General features: G+C 42.4%; 20 protein-coding genes. 14 read left to right on the top strand and 6 right to left on the bottom strand.

The annotated features are described in order from the left end of the window. Positions 1-133: 133 nt before the first annotated feature. Positions 134-1,468, bottom strand: a complete 1,335-nt coding sequence (locus tag AOB57_RS06605) for an L-lactate MFS transporter (protein ID WP_054299834.1) — start codon at positions 1,466-1,468, stop codon at positions 134-136. A gap of 660 nt (positions 1,469-2,128) precedes the next feature. On the opposite strand from AOB57_RS06605, the gene AOB57_RS06610 reads away from it, so the two are divergent. The 3 genes from AOB57_RS06610 to AOB57_RS06620 all read left to right on the top strand — a co-directional run bounded on the left by AOB57_RS06610 (position 2,129) and on the right by AOB57_RS06620 (position 5,745). Next, positions 2,129-2,704, top strand: coding sequence for a DapH/DapD/GlmU-related protein (locus AOB57_RS06610; protein ID WP_054299833.1), 576 nt, complete (start codon positions 2,129-2,131; stop codon positions 2,702-2,704). A gap of 292 nt (positions 2,705-2,996) precedes the next feature. Beyond that, positions 2,997-4,544 carry a 2,3-bisphosphoglycerate-independent phosphoglycerate mutase gene (gpmI, locus tag AOB57_RS06615; protein WP_054299832.1) on the top strand — a complete coding sequence of 516 codons (1,548 nt, stop codon included), beginning with the start codon at positions 2,997-2,999 and terminating at the stop codon, positions 4,542-4,544. 244 nt (positions 4,545-4,788) lie between these two features. Continuing rightward, the gene (locus AOB57_RS06620) at positions 4,789-5,745 is read left to right on the top strand and encodes a beta-ribofuranosylaminobenzene 5'-phosphate synthase (RefSeq protein WP_054299831.1); all 957 of its coding nucleotides are present in this window, start codon (positions 4,789-4,791) and stop codon (positions 5,743-5,745) included. Positions 5,746-5,756: 11 nt separating this feature from the next. On the opposite strand, the gene AOB57_RS06625 is transcribed toward AOB57_RS06620, so the two are convergent. From AOB57_RS06625 to AOB57_RS06640, 4 genes are all read right to left on the bottom strand, one after another. Continuing rightward, entirely contained in the window at positions 5,757-6,695 is a 939-nt protein-coding gene (locus tag AOB57_RS06625; protein WP_319592648.1) for a cation diffusion facilitator family transporter, read from the bottom strand. Between the two features lie 147 nt (positions 6,696-6,842). Then, positions 6,843-7,859 (bottom strand): flap endonuclease-1, encoded by a 1,017-nt coding sequence (fen, locus tag AOB57_RS06630; protein WP_054299829.1) that lies wholly within the window; start codon positions 7,857-7,859, stop codon positions 6,843-6,845. A gap of 572 nt (positions 7,860-8,431) precedes the next feature. Further along, complete coding sequence (locus AOB57_RS06635) at positions 8,432-8,734, bottom strand: hypothetical protein (RefSeq protein ID WP_054299828.1); 303 nt, start codon at positions 8,732-8,734, stop codon at positions 8,432-8,434. Between the two features lie 501 nt (positions 8,735-9,235). Next, positions 9,236-9,559 carry a hypothetical protein gene (locus AOB57_RS06640; protein WP_054299827.1) on the bottom strand — a complete coding sequence of 108 codons (324 nt, stop codon included), beginning with the start codon at positions 9,557-9,559 and terminating at the stop codon, positions 9,236-9,238. Positions 9,560-9,994: 435 nt separating this feature from the next. On the opposite strand from AOB57_RS06640, the gene AOB57_RS06645 reads away from it, so the two are divergent. The 11 genes from AOB57_RS06645 to AOB57_RS06695 all read left to right on the top strand — a co-directional run bounded on the left by AOB57_RS06645 (position 9,995) and on the right by AOB57_RS06695 (position 21,033). Continuing rightward, on the top strand, positions 9,995-10,891 hold the full coding sequence (locus tag AOB57_RS06645; RefSeq protein ID WP_054299826.1) for a presenilin family intramembrane aspartyl protease PSH: 897 nt from the start codon (positions 9,995-9,997) through the stop codon (positions 10,889-10,891). A gap of 92 nt (positions 10,892-10,983) precedes the next feature. Beyond that, positions 10,984-11,784 (top strand): HAD family hydrolase, encoded by an 801-nt coding sequence (locus AOB57_RS06650; protein WP_054299825.1) that lies wholly within the window; start codon positions 10,984-10,986, stop codon positions 11,782-11,784. A 358-nt stretch (positions 11,785-12,142) separates the two neighbouring features. After that, on the top strand, positions 12,143-13,756 hold the full coding sequence (gene atwA, locus AOB57_RS06655; RefSeq protein ID WP_054299824.1) for a methyl coenzyme M reductase system, component A2: 1,614 nt from the start codon (positions 12,143-12,145) through the stop codon (positions 13,754-13,756). A gap of 40 nt (positions 13,757-13,796) precedes the next feature. After that, entirely contained in the window at positions 13,797-15,359 is a 1,563-nt protein-coding gene (gene mmp3 / locus AOB57_RS06660; protein ID WP_054299823.1) for a methyl-coenzyme M reductase-associated protein Mmp3, read from the top strand. Between the two features lie 311 nt (positions 15,360-15,670). Further along, positions 15,671-16,117, top strand: coding sequence for a methanogenesis marker 6 protein (locus tag AOB57_RS06665; protein ID WP_054299822.1), 447 nt, complete (start codon positions 15,671-15,673; stop codon positions 16,115-16,117). 5 nt (positions 16,118-16,122) lie between these two features. Then, positions 16,123-16,626: a methanogenesis marker 5 protein gene (locus tag AOB57_RS06670; RefSeq protein WP_054299903.1), complete on the top strand. Its 504-nt coding sequence runs from the start codon at positions 16,123-16,125 to the stop codon at positions 16,624-16,626. Beyond that, the gene (locus AOB57_RS06675) at positions 16,623-17,870 is read left to right on the top strand and encodes a methanogenesis marker 15 protein (RefSeq protein ID WP_054299821.1); all 1,248 of its coding nucleotides are present in this window, start codon (positions 16,623-16,625) and stop codon (positions 17,868-17,870) included. The genes AOB57_RS06670 and AOB57_RS06675 overlap by 4 nt, the downstream gene beginning before the upstream one ends. Before the next feature lie 7 nt (positions 17,871-17,877). After that, complete coding sequence (locus tag AOB57_RS06680; RefSeq protein WP_054299820.1) at positions 17,878-18,477, top strand: methanogenesis marker 17 protein; 600 nt, start codon at positions 17,878-17,880, stop codon at positions 18,475-18,477. Between the two features lies 1 nt (position 18,478). Then, positions 18,479-19,411, top strand: coding sequence for a methanogenesis marker 7 protein (locus AOB57_RS06685; protein ID WP_054299819.1), 933 nt, complete (start codon positions 18,479-18,481; stop codon positions 19,409-19,411). Between the two features lie 144 nt (positions 19,412-19,555). After that, complete coding sequence (locus tag AOB57_RS06690) at positions 19,556-20,035, top strand: carboxymuconolactone decarboxylase family protein (RefSeq protein ID WP_054299818.1); 480 nt, start codon at positions 19,556-19,558, stop codon at positions 20,033-20,035. A 344-nt stretch (positions 20,036-20,379) separates the two neighbouring features. Continuing rightward, positions 20,380-21,033: a matrixin family metalloprotease gene (locus tag AOB57_RS06695; protein WP_054299817.1), complete on the top strand. Its 654-nt coding sequence runs from the start codon at positions 20,380-20,382 to the stop codon at positions 21,031-21,033. A gap of 50 nt (positions 21,034-21,083) precedes the next feature. Here the strand turns inward: AOB57_RS06695 and AOB57_RS06700 are convergent, their stop codons facing one another. Continuing rightward, positions 21,084-21,521 carry an NUDIX hydrolase gene (locus AOB57_RS06700; RefSeq protein ID WP_054299816.1) on the bottom strand — a complete coding sequence of 146 codons (438 nt, stop codon included), beginning with the start codon at positions 21,519-21,521 and terminating at the stop codon, positions 21,084-21,086. Between the last annotated feature and the right edge of the window lie 78 nt (positions 21,522-21,599).

Consider the following 21,599-nt stretch of genomic DNA (forward strand, 5'->3'; position numbering starts at 1 on the left):
CTTGCTAAATAAATCCCGAAAATTCTCGGATTTATCTAGCAATAAAGGTATATAATTTAACTTTACACTTTTATATTCTAAGCCTTTTTAACAGATATAACGTCCGAAATTATAAAAAATAAAAAAGTGAAAATTAAGTAGCAGACTCCTTTTTCTCACTCGCTGGAGCAGTCTTTGGGGCAGCCATTGCAGGTGGTCTCATCAGTACAAATGCTACGATAATGCCAAGTACTGACAGCACAGCGACATACGGAAAGACATTGACGTATCCACCCAGGATGTCTTTTGCTGCACCCGCCATCAGATTTCCGATAATAGCACCTACACCATAAGCTGTGAAGATTAAGCCATAGTTACGTGCATAATCTTTGGTGCCGAAATAACTGGCTGTGGCTGCGGGAGCAATAGCCAGCCATCCACCAAGACAGAGCCAGAGCAGGGAGAATGCAATAGTATACATATTGACCGATGCCGGATTGAGATATACCAACAGAGATGCGATTATAATAAGGACATATGATAAAATTGCGGCTCTTGATGGAGTAAGCTTATCCGTTAACGTGCCGAAGAGAGGTCTTCCACCTGCGTTACAAATTGCAAACGGAAGAATGAGGTTAGTCATCAGCACACCTGCAGCTAGTTCATCTATGCCTGCATTGCCAGCAACTTCCATACCCGCGGGCTTCGCAACACCAATAGCCATGAGTCCTGCAAGAGCACCTATAGTGTAACAGACCCAGAGACCGATAAAGGTCTTGGTCCTTATCATTTCTTCTCTGGTAAAATCAACTTTAGAGATACCTCCTACCGGTGCAGGTTGAGTCCAGCCTCTCGGGCACCATCCTGCTGGTGGGAAGACAAGGAACATTGAAAGAATCACAATCAATGCAAGGAAACCGATGCCCAGGAGACGAAAAGTATTAAATATCCCGAAGTTTACGGTCAATATATCCGCTACCTTCCCGGTAACAAACGCAGAGAAACCGAATCCCAGCAGTGTAAGTCCTACTGCAAGACCTCTCTTGTCCGGGAACCACCTTGCAGAAGTTGTAATCGGGCAGCCGTAAGCAATGCCAACACCCACACCTGCAACAAAACCATATAGAAGAGCCAGAGTTATCGGCGAAGTCGCAAAGGATGCCAGAATCCAGCCCAATCCTACAATAACACCACCGATCATTCCCACCTTTCTGGGCCCCAGGCTTTCTATGTATCTGCCGACCAGTGGCATGGTTACCGCAAACATGGCCAGGGACACGATATACGGTAGCTGCATCTCAATTGCACTGACCGTTAAACCAAAGCCTCCAGATGATACAGGATCTGTAAAGATTTTCTTTAATGGTACACTGAGTATACTATAAGCATAAACGGCACCCAGACAGAGTTCAATAATGGTACCGATGATAACTAATATCCATCGCCCCGATTCTGCGGGCATACCTAATACCTTGACATCATCTGCCATAAGTTTAACACCTCTGAAAGAAAATTATCTACTTTTTTCGATGCAGGCAATAAATGTCAAAGACTTACGCAGTTGAAACAAAGAATGAACGGCATTAAACTTTTTAGCTGTCTAAAACGTAAACTGAACTGCAATTTTTTTGTGTTTATCTTTGGATCTCATGCGTAAGTCCTGTATTAACCTGATTAGCAAATACTCAGCCTGCTCAAAAACGGCTTGTGAATGGCGTTTTTGATGGAACATGTTAGCATAACACTAACCGATAAAATGAAAAACACAATCAGTAACCAGTAATTAAAATCCAGTTCATAAGAATTTCATAAATCCAAAGAAATGGTTACCGGTATTTTACCCAGGCCGAATAGTTACCTCTATTTAACAAAGACCTGTGCAATTTAGTTTTACCAATCCCCCATTATTCTACTCGGCTCCTCCCATATTTAAACTTGGTGGCGATTTATCAGGATTATTCATTATAGTATTAAGAGTTGCCTCTAAGGGCTTACAGTATAAGCTTAACTCTCCAATTAATAAAAAAGCGTAGCAAAAGAAATATTACTGCCCTTCGCATCGATTATTTAAGAGGCATTTTCTACAGGGAACTGGTCCTGATAGTGGTTTCTTTTAAAGAGACCAGAAACGAAAAGGGGTGGTGTTAATATGCTGAAGAGCAATCCAAAGACTTCGTGGAATAGCACAGAGCGCATGCCGACAGTATCGGCAACTGCTTATGTGGATGATTCAGCTACACTCATAGGGGATGTGAGGATTGGCAATAATGTATATGTCGCGCCTGCGGTCTCACTCCGGGCGGATGAAGCCTACCCTATTATTATAGGTGACGAGTGTAATATTCAGGACGGCGTAATTTTTCACGGCCTTGAGGGTAGCTCAATTGAACTTGGAAAACGCGTCTCAATAGCCCATGGAGCCGTAATTCACGGTCCCATTAGAATCGGCAATGATAGCTTTGTGGGTTTTAACGCAGTGGTGCATGCATCTACTCTAGGAGAGAAGTGCTTTGTAGCCCACGGGGCAGTAGTCATAGGCGTAAAGCTCGCAGATGGAAAGTTTGTACCACCTGCTACTTTAGTTGATACACAGTATAAAGCCGATGCACTTGGATATATCCCGGACGACCTTAAACACTTCAATGAAGAGGTAATCAAGATAAATAAGGAGTTTGCTGCCAGCTACGGTCTGAAGTCCAGAATGAGGAGAGTAGGGGTAAGATAGAGGTCTTTTATTTCACTTGCTGGAATGATTTGCAGGCAGCTGTTGCTGGCCCCAAAATCATGAGAGCAACCATATACAGTTATAGATAGCGTAGTCATAGAAGGAAATTATATAAGTGTCCTATAGCTGGTGAGAATGGGTTTATGATCGACAAATTACAAATATATTACATAGTATAAGATATTATATAATAGAAATTATAATATCTTATAAATATACAATGTACGATATTTTGCAACTATACAGGATTTCATAATAAGATATTTATGAACATGTGTGGAATTTGCTTCATATGACTCAGGCAAAAAGACCTCTTATGCTCATTATTCTTGATGGTTGGGGCTACAGGGAAGCCAGAGAAGGAAATGCTATTCTGGCAGCCAGAACTTCAAACCTTGACCGCCTGATAGAAGAATATCCCTCGTGCTTTCTGGAATGCTCAGGTGAAGCAGTCGGTCTTCCGGAAGGTCAGATGGGAAATTCTGAGGTAGGGCACCTGAATATAGGAGCAGGGCGAATTGTTTACCAGGATCTTACCCGCATAAACCTCGCTATTAGGAATGGAGATTTCTTTGAAAATCCGGCTTTTTTGAATGCTATCTCAAACGCCAGGGAGAATGACTCAAGCCTGCATCTCATGGGGCTTGTTTCTTATGGAGGCGTTCATAGTTATATAACCCATCTTTATGCCCTTATCAAACTTGCAAAGGAGAGGGGGTTAAAAAAAGTATATATACATGCATTTCTGGATGGCAGAGACGTGCCTCCCAAGGCTGCACTCAATGATATAAAGGAGCTTGATTCTTTTTGTAAGGAGAATGGGGATGCTAAGATTGCGACAGTATCAGGGCGCTATTATGCAATGGATAGAGATAAACGCTGGGACAGGACAAAACTTGCCTATGATGCCCTGACTCTGGGGGTTGCCCCATATAAAGCTTCGGATGCAGAGACTGCGGTTTCTGAGGCTTACAGCAGAGGAGAAACTGACGAGTTTGTGAAACCGACTATAATCACGGATTCAGAAGGAAAACCCGAAACAGTCATACACGATAATGATTCTGTGATTTTCTTTAATTTTAGACCAGATAGGGCACGGCAGCTGACCTGGGCCTTTGTAAATAAAGATTTTGAAGGCTTCCCCAGGGAAAAACATCCGAAGTTGTACTATGTCTGTATGGCTCAGTACGATGAGACTCTGGATTTGCCCATAGCTTTTCCACCGGAAAAACTGGAAAATGTACTTGGTGAGGTTTTGAGCAAGCAGGGGTTAACCCAGCTTCGGATTGCCGAAACCGAGAAGTATGCCCATGTAACTTTTTTCCTGAATGGAGGGCAGGAGAGATGCTATGAAGGAGAAGACCGCTGCCTCATCCCGTCCCCAAAGATCTCTACTTATGATCTCAAACCTGAAATGAGTGCATACGAGGTTACGGACGAAGTGATAAGAAGAATTAAATCAGGAAAATATGACGTGATAATCCTTAATTTCGCAAATATGGATATGGTAGGACATACCGGAGTTTTTGACGCCGCAGTAAAGGCTGTAGAAGCTGTGGATAACTGTGTGGGTAGAATTTCAGCGGTTCTGAGAGAAGTGGGAGGTGTAGCTCTTATAACTGCGGACCATGGGAACGCCGAACAGATGGAAAATTCATCTACCAGAGAACCTCACACTGCACATACCTCAAATCTGGTAAGATGTGTTTACGCTGGAAATCGTGAAGTGAAGGCTCTTAAGAATGGAAAACTGTGTGATCTTGCACCAACTCTTCTGGAAATTCTCAAGATCAAAAAACCTGAAGATATGAAAGGGGAGTCCCTTATTATAAAAGAATAATTAGACAAAAAAAGAGTGTAGATATAGAATTAAGCAGAAAAAAGGCATATGAGTCCTCAGACATCTATATTCTCTTCTTCCCTGCTCTCCTCTTGCCTTTGTCTTACTCTTTTATATCATTTTCACTAAAATTAAGTTTTGATGAAGATAATTATTAAAAGATTAAATATCAGCAGTTATAATAAAAGAGCACAAATAGTTCGCAAGTCATGAGATTTAAATCCAGTATTGGAGCTTAACACTAATGATCGAAATAACCACCCCTTGCCGAATTCACATGACTCTTATTGATATGAATGGGGAGATCGGAAGAGTTGATGGAGGAGCTGGACTGACCCTTTCCTCTCCCAATATAAAGATTACGGCAGAAGAAGCCGAAGGAGTCAGTATAGAAGGTCTGCAGGATTTTGCCGATCGAATGAAAAGAGCTGCAGAATCTCTGCTCCCTGAAGGGAAAGGAATAAGAATCAACGTACAGGAAGTGTACCCAGCCCATGTGGGTTTTGGATCAGGAACTCAGTCTTCACTGGCCGCAGCAGCAGCTGTGAATGAGCTTTATGGGCTTAATAAAAGTGTTAGAGAACTTGCAGTTGCGGTAGGTAGGGGCGGCACTTCCGGAATCGGAGTCGCAGCTTTTGAGAACGGCGGATTCATAGTTGACGGAGGCCATAGATTTAAGGATAAAGGTGGTTTTATGCCGTCGGCTGCCTGTCCCGCGCCCCCAGGACCCGTACTTTTTAGGGAGGACTTTCCTGAATGGGATATGGTAGTAGCAATTCCTAAAGATAAGGGAATGCATGACCAGGAGGAAATTGACACTTTCAAAAAATTCTGCCCTATCCCTATAGAGGAAGTCAGGGAAATCTCCCATGTCGTACTCATGCAGATGGTGCCTGCCGTAATAGAGAAAGATATCGTAAGTTTCGGAGCCGCAGTAAATCATGTCCAAACTGTCGGGTTCAATAAAAGGGAGAATCTTATCTGGCCTGAGTTTGTAAAGAATATTGCTTCTTTCATGCGCAGCAGGAGTTATGGAGCCGGGGTAAGTTCCTTTGGACCTGTAGTATATTCCTTTGTAGACAATAAATCCGAAGGCAGGAGGCTCCAGGCAGAAGTCCAGAAAATGCTCAACGAATCCGTTGGCGGGACTGTCATCCTTACAAAGGCAAAAAATAGTGGTGCAGAGATATCCAGAGTCTAAAACCTTAAGATTCAGTGCGAGTGAGAAGGGAGATTGTCGTGCTCATGCTCAGACAGTCTGTGAAATGATTCCCCTGCTGAACCGAGTGGGTCCACGTGCACGACTACGTTGGAGAGATAATCCAGGCTGTGCATCATCCTGTGCCGTACCTCCACGGCAATTGCGTGCCCTTCTTCAACCGAAAGCACTGGGTCTACAGCAATGTTTACTTCTGCGTATAACCTGTGTCCTAGCCAGCGAACCCTTACCTCGGTCACATCTCTTACCTCTTCTACTTTTTTGACTATCAGGTAGATTTCGTCAACAATATCCGGTTCCACACCATCAAGCATGCGGGAAAACACGGATTTGCCAGCATCCCAGACGATTTTAAGAATTGCAATTGTGATGAGAAATCCTGCTAGAGGATCAGCAACTGGATAACCCAGCCAGATCCCAAGTGCCCCTAAAAGCACGGCAAGGCTTGTAAAACCATCTGCCCGAGCATGGTAACCATCAGCCACAAGAGCCGCACTTCCAATCTCCTTTCCTATTTTGATTCGGAATTTCGCAACCAGCTCATTTCCAAGAAACCCAACAATAGAAGCTGCCATTACTCCTCCAAGAAACTCCACGGGCTGCGGGAAGAAAAATCTGGAAATTGACTCATAGGCTGCAACAACTGCGCTAAGAAAGATTAAAAAGACAATTATCAGGCCTGCAAGGTCTTCCACTCTGCCGTAGCCGTAAGTGAAACGCTTATTGGGCTTTTTCCTGGAAAGAAAAAAGGCGAGACCCAGAGGAACCGCAGTTGCGGCATCACCGAAATTATGGAGCGTGTCAGCCAGAAGGGCTACACTTCCCGAGACCCAGACAATGGAAACCTGAAAAAGAGCTGTAGCTATCAGCCCGGCAAAGGACCATTTGACTGCATAAAGCCCTTTGGATGTGGAGAGAAGCTCAGGGTCCACAACTCCATGAGTATGAGCACGCGAGTGCTCTTTCCGGGAAGTGTTCGGGCCTGTTTTTATCTGCCTCAGACCTCCTTGACTGAAAATTTGAGATAAGATTTTATAAAAGAAAATTTTGGGATAAGGATATTTCTGAATAAACCCCCTTCAAATCCACTGGTCAAGGGTCCTCTGTCTGGCTCCTGAGGCTGCTTTAAGCCGTTCTGCAGCTTTTTCCACCCTGTCAATCGAGAAGTCGTGATCTTCGCAAAGGAATTTGAGGAGCTTTTCGGAGTCAGGCTTACCCCACTTTATTTCGTAGTTCTCCGTTACATCAGGATGGAGAAAAATTTCCCTGATCCTGTCCACAGCTTCGATCTCTGCCCCTTTTTCACGGAGCACGGCGTAAATATCTCCATGCTTTTTAATAAGTTTGAGTGCTGTTTTAGGACCTACTTTTTCCAGTCCTTTGTTATAATCCGTTCCCACACATATTGCTATATCTATGAGCTGCTCCCTAGTAATTTCCAGGGCTTTGAGAGTCTCTTCCAGCTCAATTATTTCGGGCTCGACATCAATGTAAGCGTTTTTTCCGGGAAGCTTGCGTTTTCCCGTGATTGCCAGATTCCGGACGACAACCGGAGCTCCGAAAAGGAATGAATCATAATCCTGTGATGCAACACAGTTCGCATCTCCTTTAAGAACAATATGTGCAGCCTGCGCTTCTCCCTCACAGGGAGCCTGAACAAAAGGAATTCCCATAATATCAAGCAGGTACTTGGAATCTTCAATGATCTCCTGATTTACCTTTGAAGAAGCCTGAGCATACTTATAAGCCGATTTTAAATCTCCTGCAGCCTTTGCGCTTTCCCATTTTTCCCATGAAGACTCCCTTACTTCTTTCCTTTTACTCAGAGTTTTGGACTTGAGGTCAGGAGGCTTGCCGTCAAAAACAAAAAGAGGCTTGATCCCGGCTTCAACAAGGCTTGCTGTCCGGTAGAGCAGGCCTGAGAGATGAGAGGTTACCCTCCCTGTGGAATCGATCAGAGGGCTTCCATCCCGCTGGCGAATAATGCTCAAAAACTGGTGCAGCGTGTTAAAACCGTCAATTGCAACCACCTGGTTTGTAAAATCCGAGAGCTTAGCTTTTCTTTTCTGGAGCAGGCTGCCTATATCTGTACCCATGTTTTCCCTCGAGTATCTGAAGTTTCCCTGAAGCTTAGAGCTTCCTTTACTTTTTTTCTTAGTCCGTCTTTAATCTATGGCTTTCAACTTTTCTTTAGAAAGCCAAGGTCAGGATGTAGATCAAGATTTTTACTGCTGGCCGATATCAAATAACTTTACCGCAATGCAGCGCCCAATATTTTAGATGAGTTTTATTTTTATCACAGTTATTTTATTTGTTGATCTATACGTCTTATAGATGCTATGGCTTTATATTTACCGCGTACTCATGGTTATCCTGAACCTATTGAAAGATAGATACTATTAGAAATAGCAATTGCTAAGGAGGAAAAGTGAAGCAATCAGATTTATGGAGTTTCAGTTCAATTCACGGAATGTTACCTAAATTAATGGAAATACAGTCAAATTAACAGGATCTTTTAGTCAAATTCATGAAGTTCAGACCAAGGATGGAACTTCAACCAGGTTATAGAGTTTATATCCACCAAGCCTTCCTGAGAGCTAATCAAAGCTATCCAGTATGGAAAAAGAAAAAAATATAAGATTTTAAGCCTTTACATGTACCTCAAAAGTCAGGCAGTAAGGTCAAGTCGAACATCGATCACTGAGTCTTCGTTTGCTTCTATTTTGGATATTGTCAGCAAATTACCATTTCTCTCCAGTAAGGTCGCTTTCGTTACCTGTACCTGGTGGCCATCCATCTGTTTTATATTGTTGTTTTTATGGATGACCAGGAGCTTCTGTCCCCTCTCAGCTCCTTCCTCTATTTTCGACACAATATTTTTTATGACCTGTTCAAAATCAGAATAAATCAAAATTTCCGATTTATTTGCAACCTTCTTGATAATGCCAATCGGTTCCAGATTAAGGTGCATATTAGCTTTCCTTCTTTACCTGCTTACACAAGTAATCAAATAATACTAACTATGAGTAATAATAACTTACGATGCGCAATATCTGAATTATTATTTTTTGATGATCATAATTTCAGATATTCCCCTTTACTACAGAAGAACCCGTATATATACTTTACTAAACTATGGAGCTTGCGCACGAAATTCCCTAATTAGAAGCAAAGTAGATTGAAAATTAGTGGATATTACGGTTAAAACGAAGATTGTTAGTAACAAATTTATGCTCAAAATCAAATGAAACTCGAAAATCTGTTTTAAAAATCTTAAAGTTACTGTTCCTTTAAATTAATATCTCTATTTGGAAAAACCCCGCAATATAGAATGTATACTGAAAGATTGTTAAATAAATCTAAATAAAAAATTATACTTGCATTTTAGCAAAATTTGAATATACAATTATAATCTTTTTAAAAATCAAAAATTAAAATCAGAGCCTTATGAAAAAATAATTATAAGTAAAGTTTAGTGGTACTTTCTGCGGTTGAATTCATAGATTGCGTTATCAACTTTGCTTGAGAGCTCATTCATTCTTTCTTCGATCTTTATTCCCGTGCTCTCCATATTGACCTTGAGAGTGCGGTCCTTAGCTTCCATTTTGTCTCCGAGCTCCTGAAGCGTGTTGTTGATAGAGATGAGCATAACAGCCAGCGTTCCAACCAGGACCATAACAGAGAGAATAATCAGGGGGTTTGTGGGTCTGTATGCAAACCTTCTAAGCCACTCAAAGGATAGAAGAAAGGCTGACAGAACCATCACAACAAGAAATACTGTATCTCTAGTTTCCATCGTATACCTCTAACATACCTGTAATATTTTTCCACATACACAAGTGTTCTGTGATAGCATATTTCAAAATTATTAAGCGGAGATACTTTCGTTTAAGTATTTACTGCTTTTCTATCTTTACTATTTTCTATTTTTACTATTTTCCATTTTCGTTTATTTTTTAAACAGATATAATATATAGTTTTTTTTACAAGCTACTTATCTATAGTCCTATCCTGTCACTTTTATTATTGTCTCTGCGAAAAAAGCCAGTGCCTCAGGGATATATACCGAAAGTATCATTGAGGGAAACTTCAGTGCTGAGATACATAAAAAGAAAAATGCTTTCCAGGTAAAATCATTATATAAATACTTCAGAAGAATCGAAGATAAATATACAGTAAATATATAAAGTAATAGATGAGGGATACTGTTAAGAATTAAGGAGTTTAACACTTGAGTTCCAGCGAACAATCAGTTAAAGATTATTTACCTATTCTCTCCATGGGAGGATTAATCCTGATAGTGCAGATTCTTGCACTTTTTTTGTCCATGCCCATGAAAGCTAACGAGATGCAAGCTTTTGAAGACCCAACCCAGGTGTCCTATTCCATATATTATATTGTAATGATCCTGGTTTTTACCCTGTTTGTCCTGATAGCACTAAAGAGAAATATGAAGTGGGCAATCAGCTTTTTTATTTACCTAGCTATAATAAGCACACTTTACTATGTGTTCTTCGCCCTATTTACTCTCATTCCGGATCTATCGGGATTTGAAGTCAAAGCAGCTTCAGCTGTGCTATCTATGGGAATAACAGTGTTGCTCTATAAATATCCAGAGTGGTACATAGTTGACATCGTAGGCGTTTGTATTGCAGCCGGGGTCAGTGCCCTGATAGGAATTTCCCTTTCAGTAATCCCTATAATAGTACTTCTGCTACTTCTTGCAATCTATGATGCCATTTCGGTATATAAGACAAAACATATGATCGTTATGGCTGAGGGAATAATGGATCTGAAGCTTCCAATCCTGTTCGTAATACCAAAACACTTGAGTTACTCCTTCCTGGAGGAAAATTTTAAACCTGGAGAAACGCGTGAAGCTTTTTTCATGGGTCTTGGAGATGCGGTTATGCCTACCCTGCTGGTAGTCTCGGCAAACGTCTTTATGGAGAACAACGGGATTTCGTATCCAGTTCTCGGGGCTATCCTGGGTACTCTTGTAGGGCATGCAGTACTCTCCATTCTGGTAATGAAAGGAAAACCCCAGGCAGGACTTCCCTTCTTGAATTCCGGGGTAATTCTGGGGTTTTTTGCTGGTGTTCTGATCTCAGGGGCTTCAATAATGTGAAGTTAACTTTTCTTCAAACTTATTTTTATGAAATCATGCTGGATTTCCGAATTTTTGCAAAGATTTTTTTATTTATAGGGTAATCACTTGGTATGCCCAAAAGAATTGCAGTGGTCTTTGATAGCGCCGGAACCCTTCTACAAATGTACAGAGTAGCAAAGGAAGCCAGCACCGGGAACATCCTTGAAAATATAGAGAGTACTGCTATTGTCGCACAAAAAAACGGATGTGGGCTTGTAGTCCTGAACGCCGAAAGTGATATAATTCTGGGTTCAAGAAAAGACATGCCTCTATTTGAGTTTATAAAGGAATACAGGATTTCAATAGGTATAAGCTATTCAAAAGGAAAATTTACCCCGGAAATTGCATGTGAAATTATAAGAGGAACAGCACCTAGAATGGGTGATGTACATGATGTGCTGGAGGCAGTCTCAGCCCGCTGCCCGAATATTTTTTACCTTGCAGCTGGCCTGATAGTTGACTCTGAGGCCAGAAGCGTACCTTATATACTGAGCACAGGCGGACACGTATTCAATACCACGCTACAAACGGTTCAGACTCTCCATACCATGAAAGTAGATACGTATATAGCATCCGGGGATAGTCTGTTCGCTCTCACACAACTTGCTGAGTTCATAAACATTCCACAGGAGAGGGTCTTTGCCTTTTCAGACACCCTGATGAAGGAAAAAATTGTGCTTGAGCTAAAAAGCAAGTATGAAAAAGTAGTCATGGTAGGGGATGGAATCAATGACATACTGGCGTTCAGGGCAGCGGATGTGGGAGTTATGACAACGCAGCAGGGTGACAAAAGGCCCAAAGAACTCAGAGAGGCAGCAGACGTGATAATTGACAACATAATAAAAGTTGTGGATGTGGTAAAAGCATTGTAACCAGTATAAAAACATTTTTTATATAAAACGAACCGATATATTACGACGGGTCAATATAGTAAGAGGAATCAATAATAACACAACGAGTCAATATAATAGAGCGAAATTAACACTGATTATAAGCAAACTCGCCAGATGAATCGCTTTAAGTACTGCTTTAAATGTTAACAGTGAAAAAATAATGCGTTATGTTTATGTAATCTTTACTCTTATGTAGTTGTTGCCCAAATGTGCGAAATTCATTGTTTATATTATTGTGTTATTCACCTGTAATAATTGCTTTTCGCTCTTGAGCTATATGCCCAGGCAGGCAAGAGCCACCAGAAAGTTTTGCAGCTCATAATGCGGAGGAAAATCCATGCCAGTATTTATTGAAGTAAAAAACTTAACCGTAGATTTCAACGGTCACAAAGCCCTGAAAAACGTAAATTTAAGCATTAACGAAGGAGAAGTCGTTGGAATTCTGGGAAAAAGCGGGTCCGGGAAAACAATCCTGATGCACGTACTGCGCGGTACAGAATCTTTTGAAAACGTCTCAGGTGAAGTGATTTATCATCTTGCCCGCTGCCCGAAGTGCGGATATATAGATCGTCCCAGCAAAACAGGTCAGAGATGTCCTGTATGTGGAGAAACCCTGGAAGCTTTCGATGCGGATTTCGTGAAACTTTCCCTTTACGACCCAATAAGGAAAGACGTTACCAAGCGTATAGCTATCATGCTTCAGCGTACCTTTGCCCTTTATGGAGACGAGAGAGTTCTTGTAAACGTTATAAACTCTCTGAATGAAATTGGATACTCTGGAAAGGACTCTATGAGAAAAGCAGTCGAACTGCTGGAAGAAGTAAACCTGAGTCACCGCATGATGCATGTTGCAAGAGAACTTTCGGGTGGAGAAAAACAGAGGGTTGTGCTCGCAAGGCAACTTGTGAGGAATCCCCTGCTTCTGTTAGCTGACGAGCCCACAGGCACCCTTGACCCCATGACCGCAAGACTGGTCCATGATGCTATGACCGGGGCGGTAAAGAACTATAATATGAGCATGATCCTGACTTCTCACTGGCCTGAAGTTATAGAACAGATGGCAGATAAGGCCATCCTGCTTGAAAATGGAGAGGTAGTCCAGGAAGGTGACCCGCTTGAGGTTTCTGCAATCTTTATGCAGAGCGTGTCCGTGGTAAAACAGGAAAGAAATGTCATGGTCGGGGAACCTATAATCAGGGTAAGAAACCTCTCCAAACGTTATATCTCAGTTGACCGTGGCGTAGTAAAAGCTGTAGATGATATATCCTTTGATGTAAAAGAAGGAGAAATCTTCGGACTTGTCGGGGTGAGCGGAGCAGGCAAAACCACAACTTCAAAGATTCTTATGGGAATCTTACCACCCACATCCGGGGAAGTTGAGGTTCGCGTGGGAGATGAATGGGTTGATATGACAAAGCTCGGAGTGGAAAACAAAGGAAGGGCGACCAAGTACATGGGATTCCTGCATCAGGAGTATGGCCTTTACACTCACAGCTCCGTAATTGACAATCTCACTGAATCTATTAGCCTTGACCTGCCTTTTGAACTCGGAGTCAGGAAAGCCGTAATGACTCTCAAAGCTGCAGGCTTTGAGGAAAACAAGGCAAAAGCTATTTTACCCAAAATGACCGATGAACTAAGTGAAGGGGAGCGGCATAGAATTGCACTTGCACAGGTCCTGATCAAGGAGCCCAGAATCGTCATTATGGATGAGCCGACAGGCACTATGGATCCTATTACCAAGGTATCAGTAACTAATTCCATCCTGAAAGCCAGGGAAGAGATAGGAGAGACATTTGTTATCGTTTCTCATGATATCGATTTTGTAAACGAGGTCTGTGACCGTGTTGCACTTATGCGTAATGGTAAGATTGTAGACATAGGTAAGCCGAAGAGCGTACTATCTCAGCTCACTGAGGAAGAAAGGATCAAAGCTACAGAAGAAATATAAATATGCTGCCACCTCTTAGTATGGAAAATACTGAAATGAGGTGCCGATTACGAGTAATGAGATAAGCGTAGAGGTGAACGGGCAAAAATATACCTTACCTGCAGGTTCTACTCTTGGAGACTCCCTTAAAGTTTCCGGAGCCCCTTACGTGGAGGGTACAGCGATCGGAATTCTGAAAGAGACCGCTGAAGAAAAGACAGAGATAACCACCGAGTACGCTATCAATACTTCCAGAGGAGAATTCAGGATAGAAGTAAGAGACCCTGAGTCACCTTCAGGAAACTTATGGGCTAAACATTTTAAAGAATATCAAGGGAAGCCTGTACACTGGGCAAGCCCTGAAGCTCTAGCTTTTGGGCCCTTTGAAGCCGCTATTAAACCTTCGCATGAGACAGGTAATTTTGAAGCGTTTGAAGTGATGTTTGGAGCAGGTGGGTTTGACCCCCGTAACACTCATCTTATCCTTTCACTGAAAAGACATGCTGCGGAGTATGGGACTGCTGAAGACGGAGTCTTTGCAGAAGTTGTGTCTGGAAGAAAAATTTTGTCCAGGCTTTCCAGAGAGGATACTATTCTTAATATTGAGCCAATTATAGAGTGGGAGCAAATCTCAGAGAAGGTCTGTACAACTGATCTCTCTACTCCACTTGAAGATGGAGATAGCATATTTACTTATTTTGAGGTAGAACTTTCCAGAAATGCTCCCAACGGGGCAGAGCATTTCTATGCCCTGACCCGTGAAGGAACCTTTGCTGTAGATGTTACTACCAGTTCATTTATTTCAGACGATGGCCTGAAAGGAGAATCTGCCCCTTACGAAAATTTCGAGCCGAGGAAAGAAGGTGCAATCTCTGCCCGAACAGTAGGATACGGATTGGGCAGGATATATATTTCTAAAGAAGATCGACCTTCAAGCCTCGTACATTCGGTTGTAGGGCAGGTAACGAAAGGTATCGAACTGATCAAGCTAGCAGAAGAAGGACAGAAACTCTCAGTTGAAAGCCTTCCTCCCCAGATAGTTCTTCTGGGGCACACCTTTGAGGAAGTTGAGCCCGTACTTTCTTTAATAGGAGTTGAACTGGTAAGGGACGGATATACCGAAGAGGATGGAATAATTGTCAGTCAGGATCCGCCAACAACTCTGGAGATTCTTGGAGAAGCAAAGGTGACTGCATATGCAGTATCCAAAGAAAAATTGATTGAAATTGAACTTTATCCTGAAAAAGCCCCCAAATCTGTGGATTTTTTCCGGCATGCTCTTGAACTTAAGACAAAAACCGTAGGAAAATTGCCTGTTTATATGATATACGACGACACCTATCTTTTTAAAACTGAAAAAGAAGTCGTCAAATATAAAGAAATCCTTCCGGAAAACACACCAACTGATAAAGTACTCGGAGGAGAAATAGGAATTACAAATCAGGCGGCAAAGAGAATGGGAACTATTGGAGTAAGAATTGGCGACGACGAGCTCTTTGGCCCTACCGGAGAAAGATTCTCCTCAACCAATATTGTCGGTCGGATAATAAATCCTGAAAAACTCCTCGGTGTCAAAGAAGGAGAAACTATATATGTAACTGAAATTGTGCGCAAGCAAACTTAAAAACTCAGACAATAAAAAACTGGATAAATATTGAGCGCACATAATAATATATAAAAGAAGTAATATATATTAGCACAAACAGATAAAATAGCCATAATAAGTACCAGGCTAATAAACAACTGAGCAAAATATCGGCTTGCCAGTATAAGGTTAAACTTGGCTGATAAGCAGATCAACCAGTTATAATTTGGTTAATTTAACAAATTCAAACGTTTGAACGGATTCACATTGATTTAATAAATTCAAACGTTTGAACGAATTCACATTGATTTATAGAGGCTAAGTCTCCCGGGGCTAAGGAGAGACGAAAGATGACGGAAACTAAAAAAGAAGAGATTACAACAAAGTACATTGTAATCAGTTCGGATAAAGTGCTGCCTTCAGATGCAGCTATGAAGATTTACGAATCAGAGTCTCCAGTTACGGTAAAGGAGACATGTTTTGGACTTATCGTATCAGGAGCTAAAAACGATGTCCAGACAGTGGTCGAAGAGATCCGACAGCTGGACAAAAATCATATTTTTGTAAAGGATAGGGGATTCCCTCCAGGAGATGAGAGACGCTGCCGCGCAAGCAGGGGTGGAGGCCCGCGGCCTGGATTCCATTTTTTGAGGGAAGAAGTGGAAATGCTTCCGGCTATAGGAGCTGCACTTGACGAACTTGAAGCAAAGGAACATGTAAAAGAGAAATGCAAAACGAAATGCAGGCTTAAAACTTCGGACCTTGAAAAAGTTATTGAAAAGGAGCTTGCGAGGTGAGTTTTTTGGCAAAAGTTTTCATTTACCCTCTAAACAGTCTTATTCTGGCTGACCTAGTTGAACGTTTCGGGCACAAACCCTTAACCATTATGAGCCAGGTCCGAGAAAAAGTTACAAGTCTCAGCCTGGATTCTCCTCCTATAAATATAACTCCGGAAGACCCTAAACTGGGTCTTAAATATGCTGCAATTGAAGTCCCGGCTGGAGTAAGAGGAAGAATGTCCCTTATGGGTCCCCTTATAGAACAGGCAGAAGCTGCAATTATAGTTGAGAACCCGCCCACAGACTTCGGCTGTGTGGGCTGTAACCGTACAAACGAACTGATAAAATATCTGATTCGCTCAAAAGGTGTCCCTGTTCTTGAGGTAAAGTATCCGGAGTCCGACGAAGAAGCCCGCGATTTTGTAAACAAAATTGCAGAATTCCTTAAAATGCTGCCCGAGGAAAAACCTGAAGAAGAGGAAAAGGCGGGAGAGAAAGAATCATCAGAAGAGGAGGGAAAGGAATGAGCGCTCAAAAATCCGGGGTTGTAAAGATTGCGCTGGTTTCCTGTGGCTCTGAGTATGCTGGAGTTCAGCCCGAGTTTGAAGAAGCTGCAGCTAAAGTGAATGCAAAATTTGTTTTCCCTGAGGTTGATATTGCATCTATAGATACTATAGGCAGGGATTTCGGGCTTGAGGTTGCAAGCGGGGACCTAAGGCTTATGATGGCCAGGGCAAAGGCTGTCGTCGAAGGCACAACCAATGTGGATGGAGTTTTTATTACTACCTGCTTCCGCTGTGCCGAAGGGGCTATTGTACGAAATGAGATCAGAAGGTACATCTTCAGGCACTCCAGAATCCCGGTAATCAGTTACTCATTTACTGAAAGCACAAAGGCAGGTACCCTGCTCACGCGTCTGGAAGCCCTGACCACGATTGTCAGACGCAGGCACCTCCTTACAAGGGAGGTTCAGACAGGACTGACTGCGGGAATAGATTCTGGGTCGACAACTACAAAAGCCGTGATAATGAGGGATAACAAAATAATAGGCAAGGGATGGGTACCCACAACAAAAGTCCTTGAAAGCGCCGAAGAGGCGTACTCTATTGCCCTGAAAGAAGCCGGGGTCTCCAGGGAAGAAATCCAGGCTCTGGGTACTACCGGATACGGACGCTTCCTTATAGGGAACCATTTTAAAGCTCAGCTTATCCAGGAAGAAATTACCGTCAATTCGAAAGGAGCAGTCTATCTTGCAGACAAGCAGAAAGGCCCTGCAACCGTTATTGATATAGGTGGTATGGACAACAAGGCAATCTCGGTTGAAGACGGAATACCCGGAATGTTTACAATGGGCGGGATCTGTGCAGGTGCCTCAGGACGTTTCTTTGAAATGATCTCAAAACGGCTTGGGGTAGACATCACCGAACTCGGAGCCCTGGCAGTCAAAGGGATGCACGAAAGGGTATCCATGAACAGCTACTGTATAGTCTTCGGAATCCAGTCCCTTGTAACTTCCCTTGCTAAAGGATCTACACCTGAAGACGTGGCGGCTGCGGCTTGTTACAGCGTGGTGGAACAGATCTACGAGCAGCAGTTGCAGGAAGTGGATGTAAGAGAACCGTTGATTCTTGTGGGCGGCTCATCCCTGATTGAAGGAGTTCCAAAAGCCCTGGGAAGGCTCCTCAAGATCGATGTCCTCGTGCCCAAAGATTCTCACCTTATAGGAGCAGTAGGAGCAGCTTTGCTTGCTTCAGGATATGTAGAGGAGTGAGGAAAAGATGGATTCGCTTGAGGTTTTTGCTGTCGAGTCCGCAATCGCTTCTGAGCAGGAATTTTACAGGAAAATAATCGAAGACAACATGGCAAGTCTCAGGCTTGCCCCGGCAATAGGGAGAATAAAGGTTGTACTGAGACCTGAAGACTCCCTCTTTCAAATGGCAATCATCCTTAGGGACGTAGGAACCAGAGATACAACAATTGATATTGCCGATGTAGAAGCAAAACCGGTTGCAGGCGAGATAATAATCTCAATAAAGAAAGAGCAATATATCCCGGAGCTACTGGGAAAACTCTGGGAACGTTACGGGAGAGCTAATATCAGCCAGCCTGATCGCTGGACTGTGGCCATAAGTACGGACAGGCCAGAGGAAGAAGCGAGTTTTCTTAAAGATATGATTGTCACAGACCCCAGGCACAGACTTCATGAGAATCTTGTTGATTTTGCAATCCGCATTACTCCCGAGGGCTTCAGAGTTCGTTATCACCTGTATAAAGGCAACAAGTTTATTTTCGTAGCGTCCGAGGAAGCATTAAAACATGAATGGATCGAAGAAACAAAAACAATGCTCGAGAAATTGATGGAAGGAGGGAAAACGTAAGATGGCTGTATTCAAACCCTACCTTTACACAGGTGGTGTCCACAAGCATGGGCTTTTAATCGAGCTGCTGGAAGATTTGGGAGGCTACATAATCCAGAAAGTGGTCACAGGGACTGAAGTAAATCTCATAATGCTTATCCCTGAAAAAGATATCCCAGTAGTAAAAAAGCTATCTGACGAACTGTTAGGGATAATGGTAGAAGCTCCCCTGACCGGAGTTGAGATTGCAGTTGTTTCCCCTACCCTTGCCTCTCATCACCTTCCGCACTCAGCCTGTGACGTAGCCGAGTACCTCCGCCACCCTGGAGCCAACACGAACATGATAGGCCTTGCAAGGGGGATGGGGCGCAGAGTGTCTCTGTCTATGGATTATGAAAGAAAACTGATAAATGAGCACGATATTGCAGTTTTCACATTCGGGTCTTTCAGTGACTGTATAATAAACAAGAAGCCAAAACTCTTTGAAGGCATAGAAATCCCGATCGTGGTAACAGGTGGGCCTGACCTGAAAACCGAGGAAGTTGCCGGAGCAGATCTCTATGTTGGGAATATCGGAAGGACTTCCCACAGACTAAGGAAAGCAGAAGAAATTAACGCCCTTGAAAAACTCAATGAAGGGGTTGGGAAAATTGCTGACAATATCCGTAAGCAACAAGCAAAAGATCCCCTCGCAGTGCTTCCTGCCAGAGTTATGAAAGAGATTGAAAACCAGGTTCCTGAAATCCGAACTGTACTTTCGCCAGCCCCACTTACCCTTCAGCTCAATGGGTTAAGAGTCAAACTGCCTTATGATGAATTCCATGAAAGGATTGAGAAACTTGAATTTGATGAAGGGGTCACACTTTCCGAACTCGCAAGTATTTCAAAATCAAAAATGAAAAATTATATATTGATAAAAATCAAATCTAAGTCTGACGTTGGTTTTGCAATTTGATCCGAATTCTGTTGTGTTAAGAGTTATCAACTTTGCATTTTTATTGGATTCGTGTATTTTCACTTATCCTTTAAACTGTAAAGCCTGACCCGGAAAACGGTGACTGAACCCTTTTTCCACGTTGATCTATGCTGGTGGTTTCGTATGGAGCTTGAGGATATTGTGGAAATTTTGAAAGAGGACCCTGAGAGAGCCGTTCCTGAACTCCTTGAGGATGTCCGGAATCAGTATGGCGAAGTTCCTTACATCATGAACTTCATGAAGGACCTTCCGGAGATTTTTATTCCAAAAACGCTTTATGATAACTCCATAATGAGGGAATTTAAGAATCTTGACCCGGAGACGGTGGAACTTATTTCCATAGGTGTGGCTTCTGCTCTTCGCTGTGAGCATTGCCTGAAAATGCACATTAGAATTGCAAAAAGAAGAGGGATAAAAAAAGAAAAGATATTTTACGCCATTATGATAGGAGCATCCATTTCCAATGCTGCCGTGCTTGCCGAAAGTACAAGGGCGCTTGCATCAGAATTCCCGGGTGATGGATGTGAGGAAGAGGAAGAAGAAAAACACTGTCCTGATCCCAACTGTGAGATATGTGACATCTCCAGAGCAACTCTTAAATGAATAGGAAGATCCAGTAATATATCAATCATATCAGTCAGATTTTTATAAATTTTTACAAAATTTATAAAAAATTTCTAATTTTTATAGAATAGTTCTCTGAAGAGAAGCTACTGCCGGGAGTATCTCCGTAAACAATTAAAATAATATTATCCGCCAATCAGACCACGCTTTTGCATAAGACTTATGCGAATATATGCGAGAGACCTGTGGGATATGTAGATATATTCAGGAGATCGATACATTTACGTCAAGTTTTCGGGGTCAGATAGCATTTAGTACGGAGGCTGATTCGTATAAATCGAAACAGTATTTACGGAATTAAATTGTTTTTTGTGCTGTTACTGATGGTACCTATTTTACCCGCTGTTTCGGCTGCATCCAATGCAAATCAAGAAAGGATTCTGGACTATCCGTGGGACCATTCCCCTATTACTGTATATATAGATAACACCAATGTTCCCGAACACTATAGCCCTACCTATTATACACAGATAGAAAAGGCTATGGAATACTGGGAGAAAGGAGGAAATGGAAACCTGAAATACAAACCTGTTTTCGAATTTGTTGATTCGAAAGATGCTGATATCAGGATAAAATGGGTAGAAAACCTGGAAAGTGTTGAAGGAGCTCCCTCAGGCGTAGCCGGTTATGCAAGCCCCACGGTATCTGATGGGCGATTTGTACGGGTGGATATAGTTCTTGAGGTCGGAAACTACAAGGGGAAAGCCTGGCGTCAGTACGGGGATGCTACAATGCTCTCTATTGCAAAACACGAATTTGGACATGCCCTCGGCCTGGGTCACAGCAGCAACAGGCGAGATATAATGTATCCCGAGTATGAGCTGAGAGATAACATAAATCCTCTCCTCCTGAGCAAGTACGGCAATGTACTGCGTCTAGCAAGTTTTGCAGCTCTGGCAGTTCTCCTCTATCTCGGAGTAAGCTGGCTGCACAGCAGGAAAAAAAGGAAAACACTTGAGGAGAAATATTTCAAGTAAATTTGATTTCAAGTAAATTTTTCTTAAAGTGACCTCAAAGTAAATCTGGATTAAATAGGCAGTTCTGGAGGTTCTTTATTTTCCGTGGCGAATCTCTTAAAGAATTCTTTGAAATGGTCAGGAAGAGTATCCATTCCCAGGATGTTATTAAGAGAACTCCATGTATATTCCACATGCTCGTGACTCAATTTTACATCAGCAATAACATATCCTCCATTATATATTATAGCAATTACCTTTTTTTCCGGAAGCTCAAAGGTGGCATATCCTGCGATATCTCCAGGCACGATTGAAATCCCGGTCTCTTCCCAGACTTCCCGCACAACAGCTTCTTCAAGGGGTTCCCCACGGACCAGCTTTCCCCCTGGCAGATCCCATTTTCCCGGATTGCTGTGAGAGTTTTCCGACCGCCTGAGAAGCAGGAATTCGCCTTTCTCATTCCGGAGAATGGCATATATAGAAACGATGTAAGGTTTCTCCAGATTCATACAATAATATTTGAGATTACCTGTCTTAAAGACTAGCTCTTTCAGGATTTTCAGGATATGATCCTAAAATCGGTAAAT

The organism is Methanosarcina flavescens, assembly GCF_001304615.2.
Classification (GTDB): Archaea; Halobacteriota; Methanosarcinia; order Methanosarcinales; family Methanosarcinaceae; genus Methanosarcina; species Methanosarcina flavescens.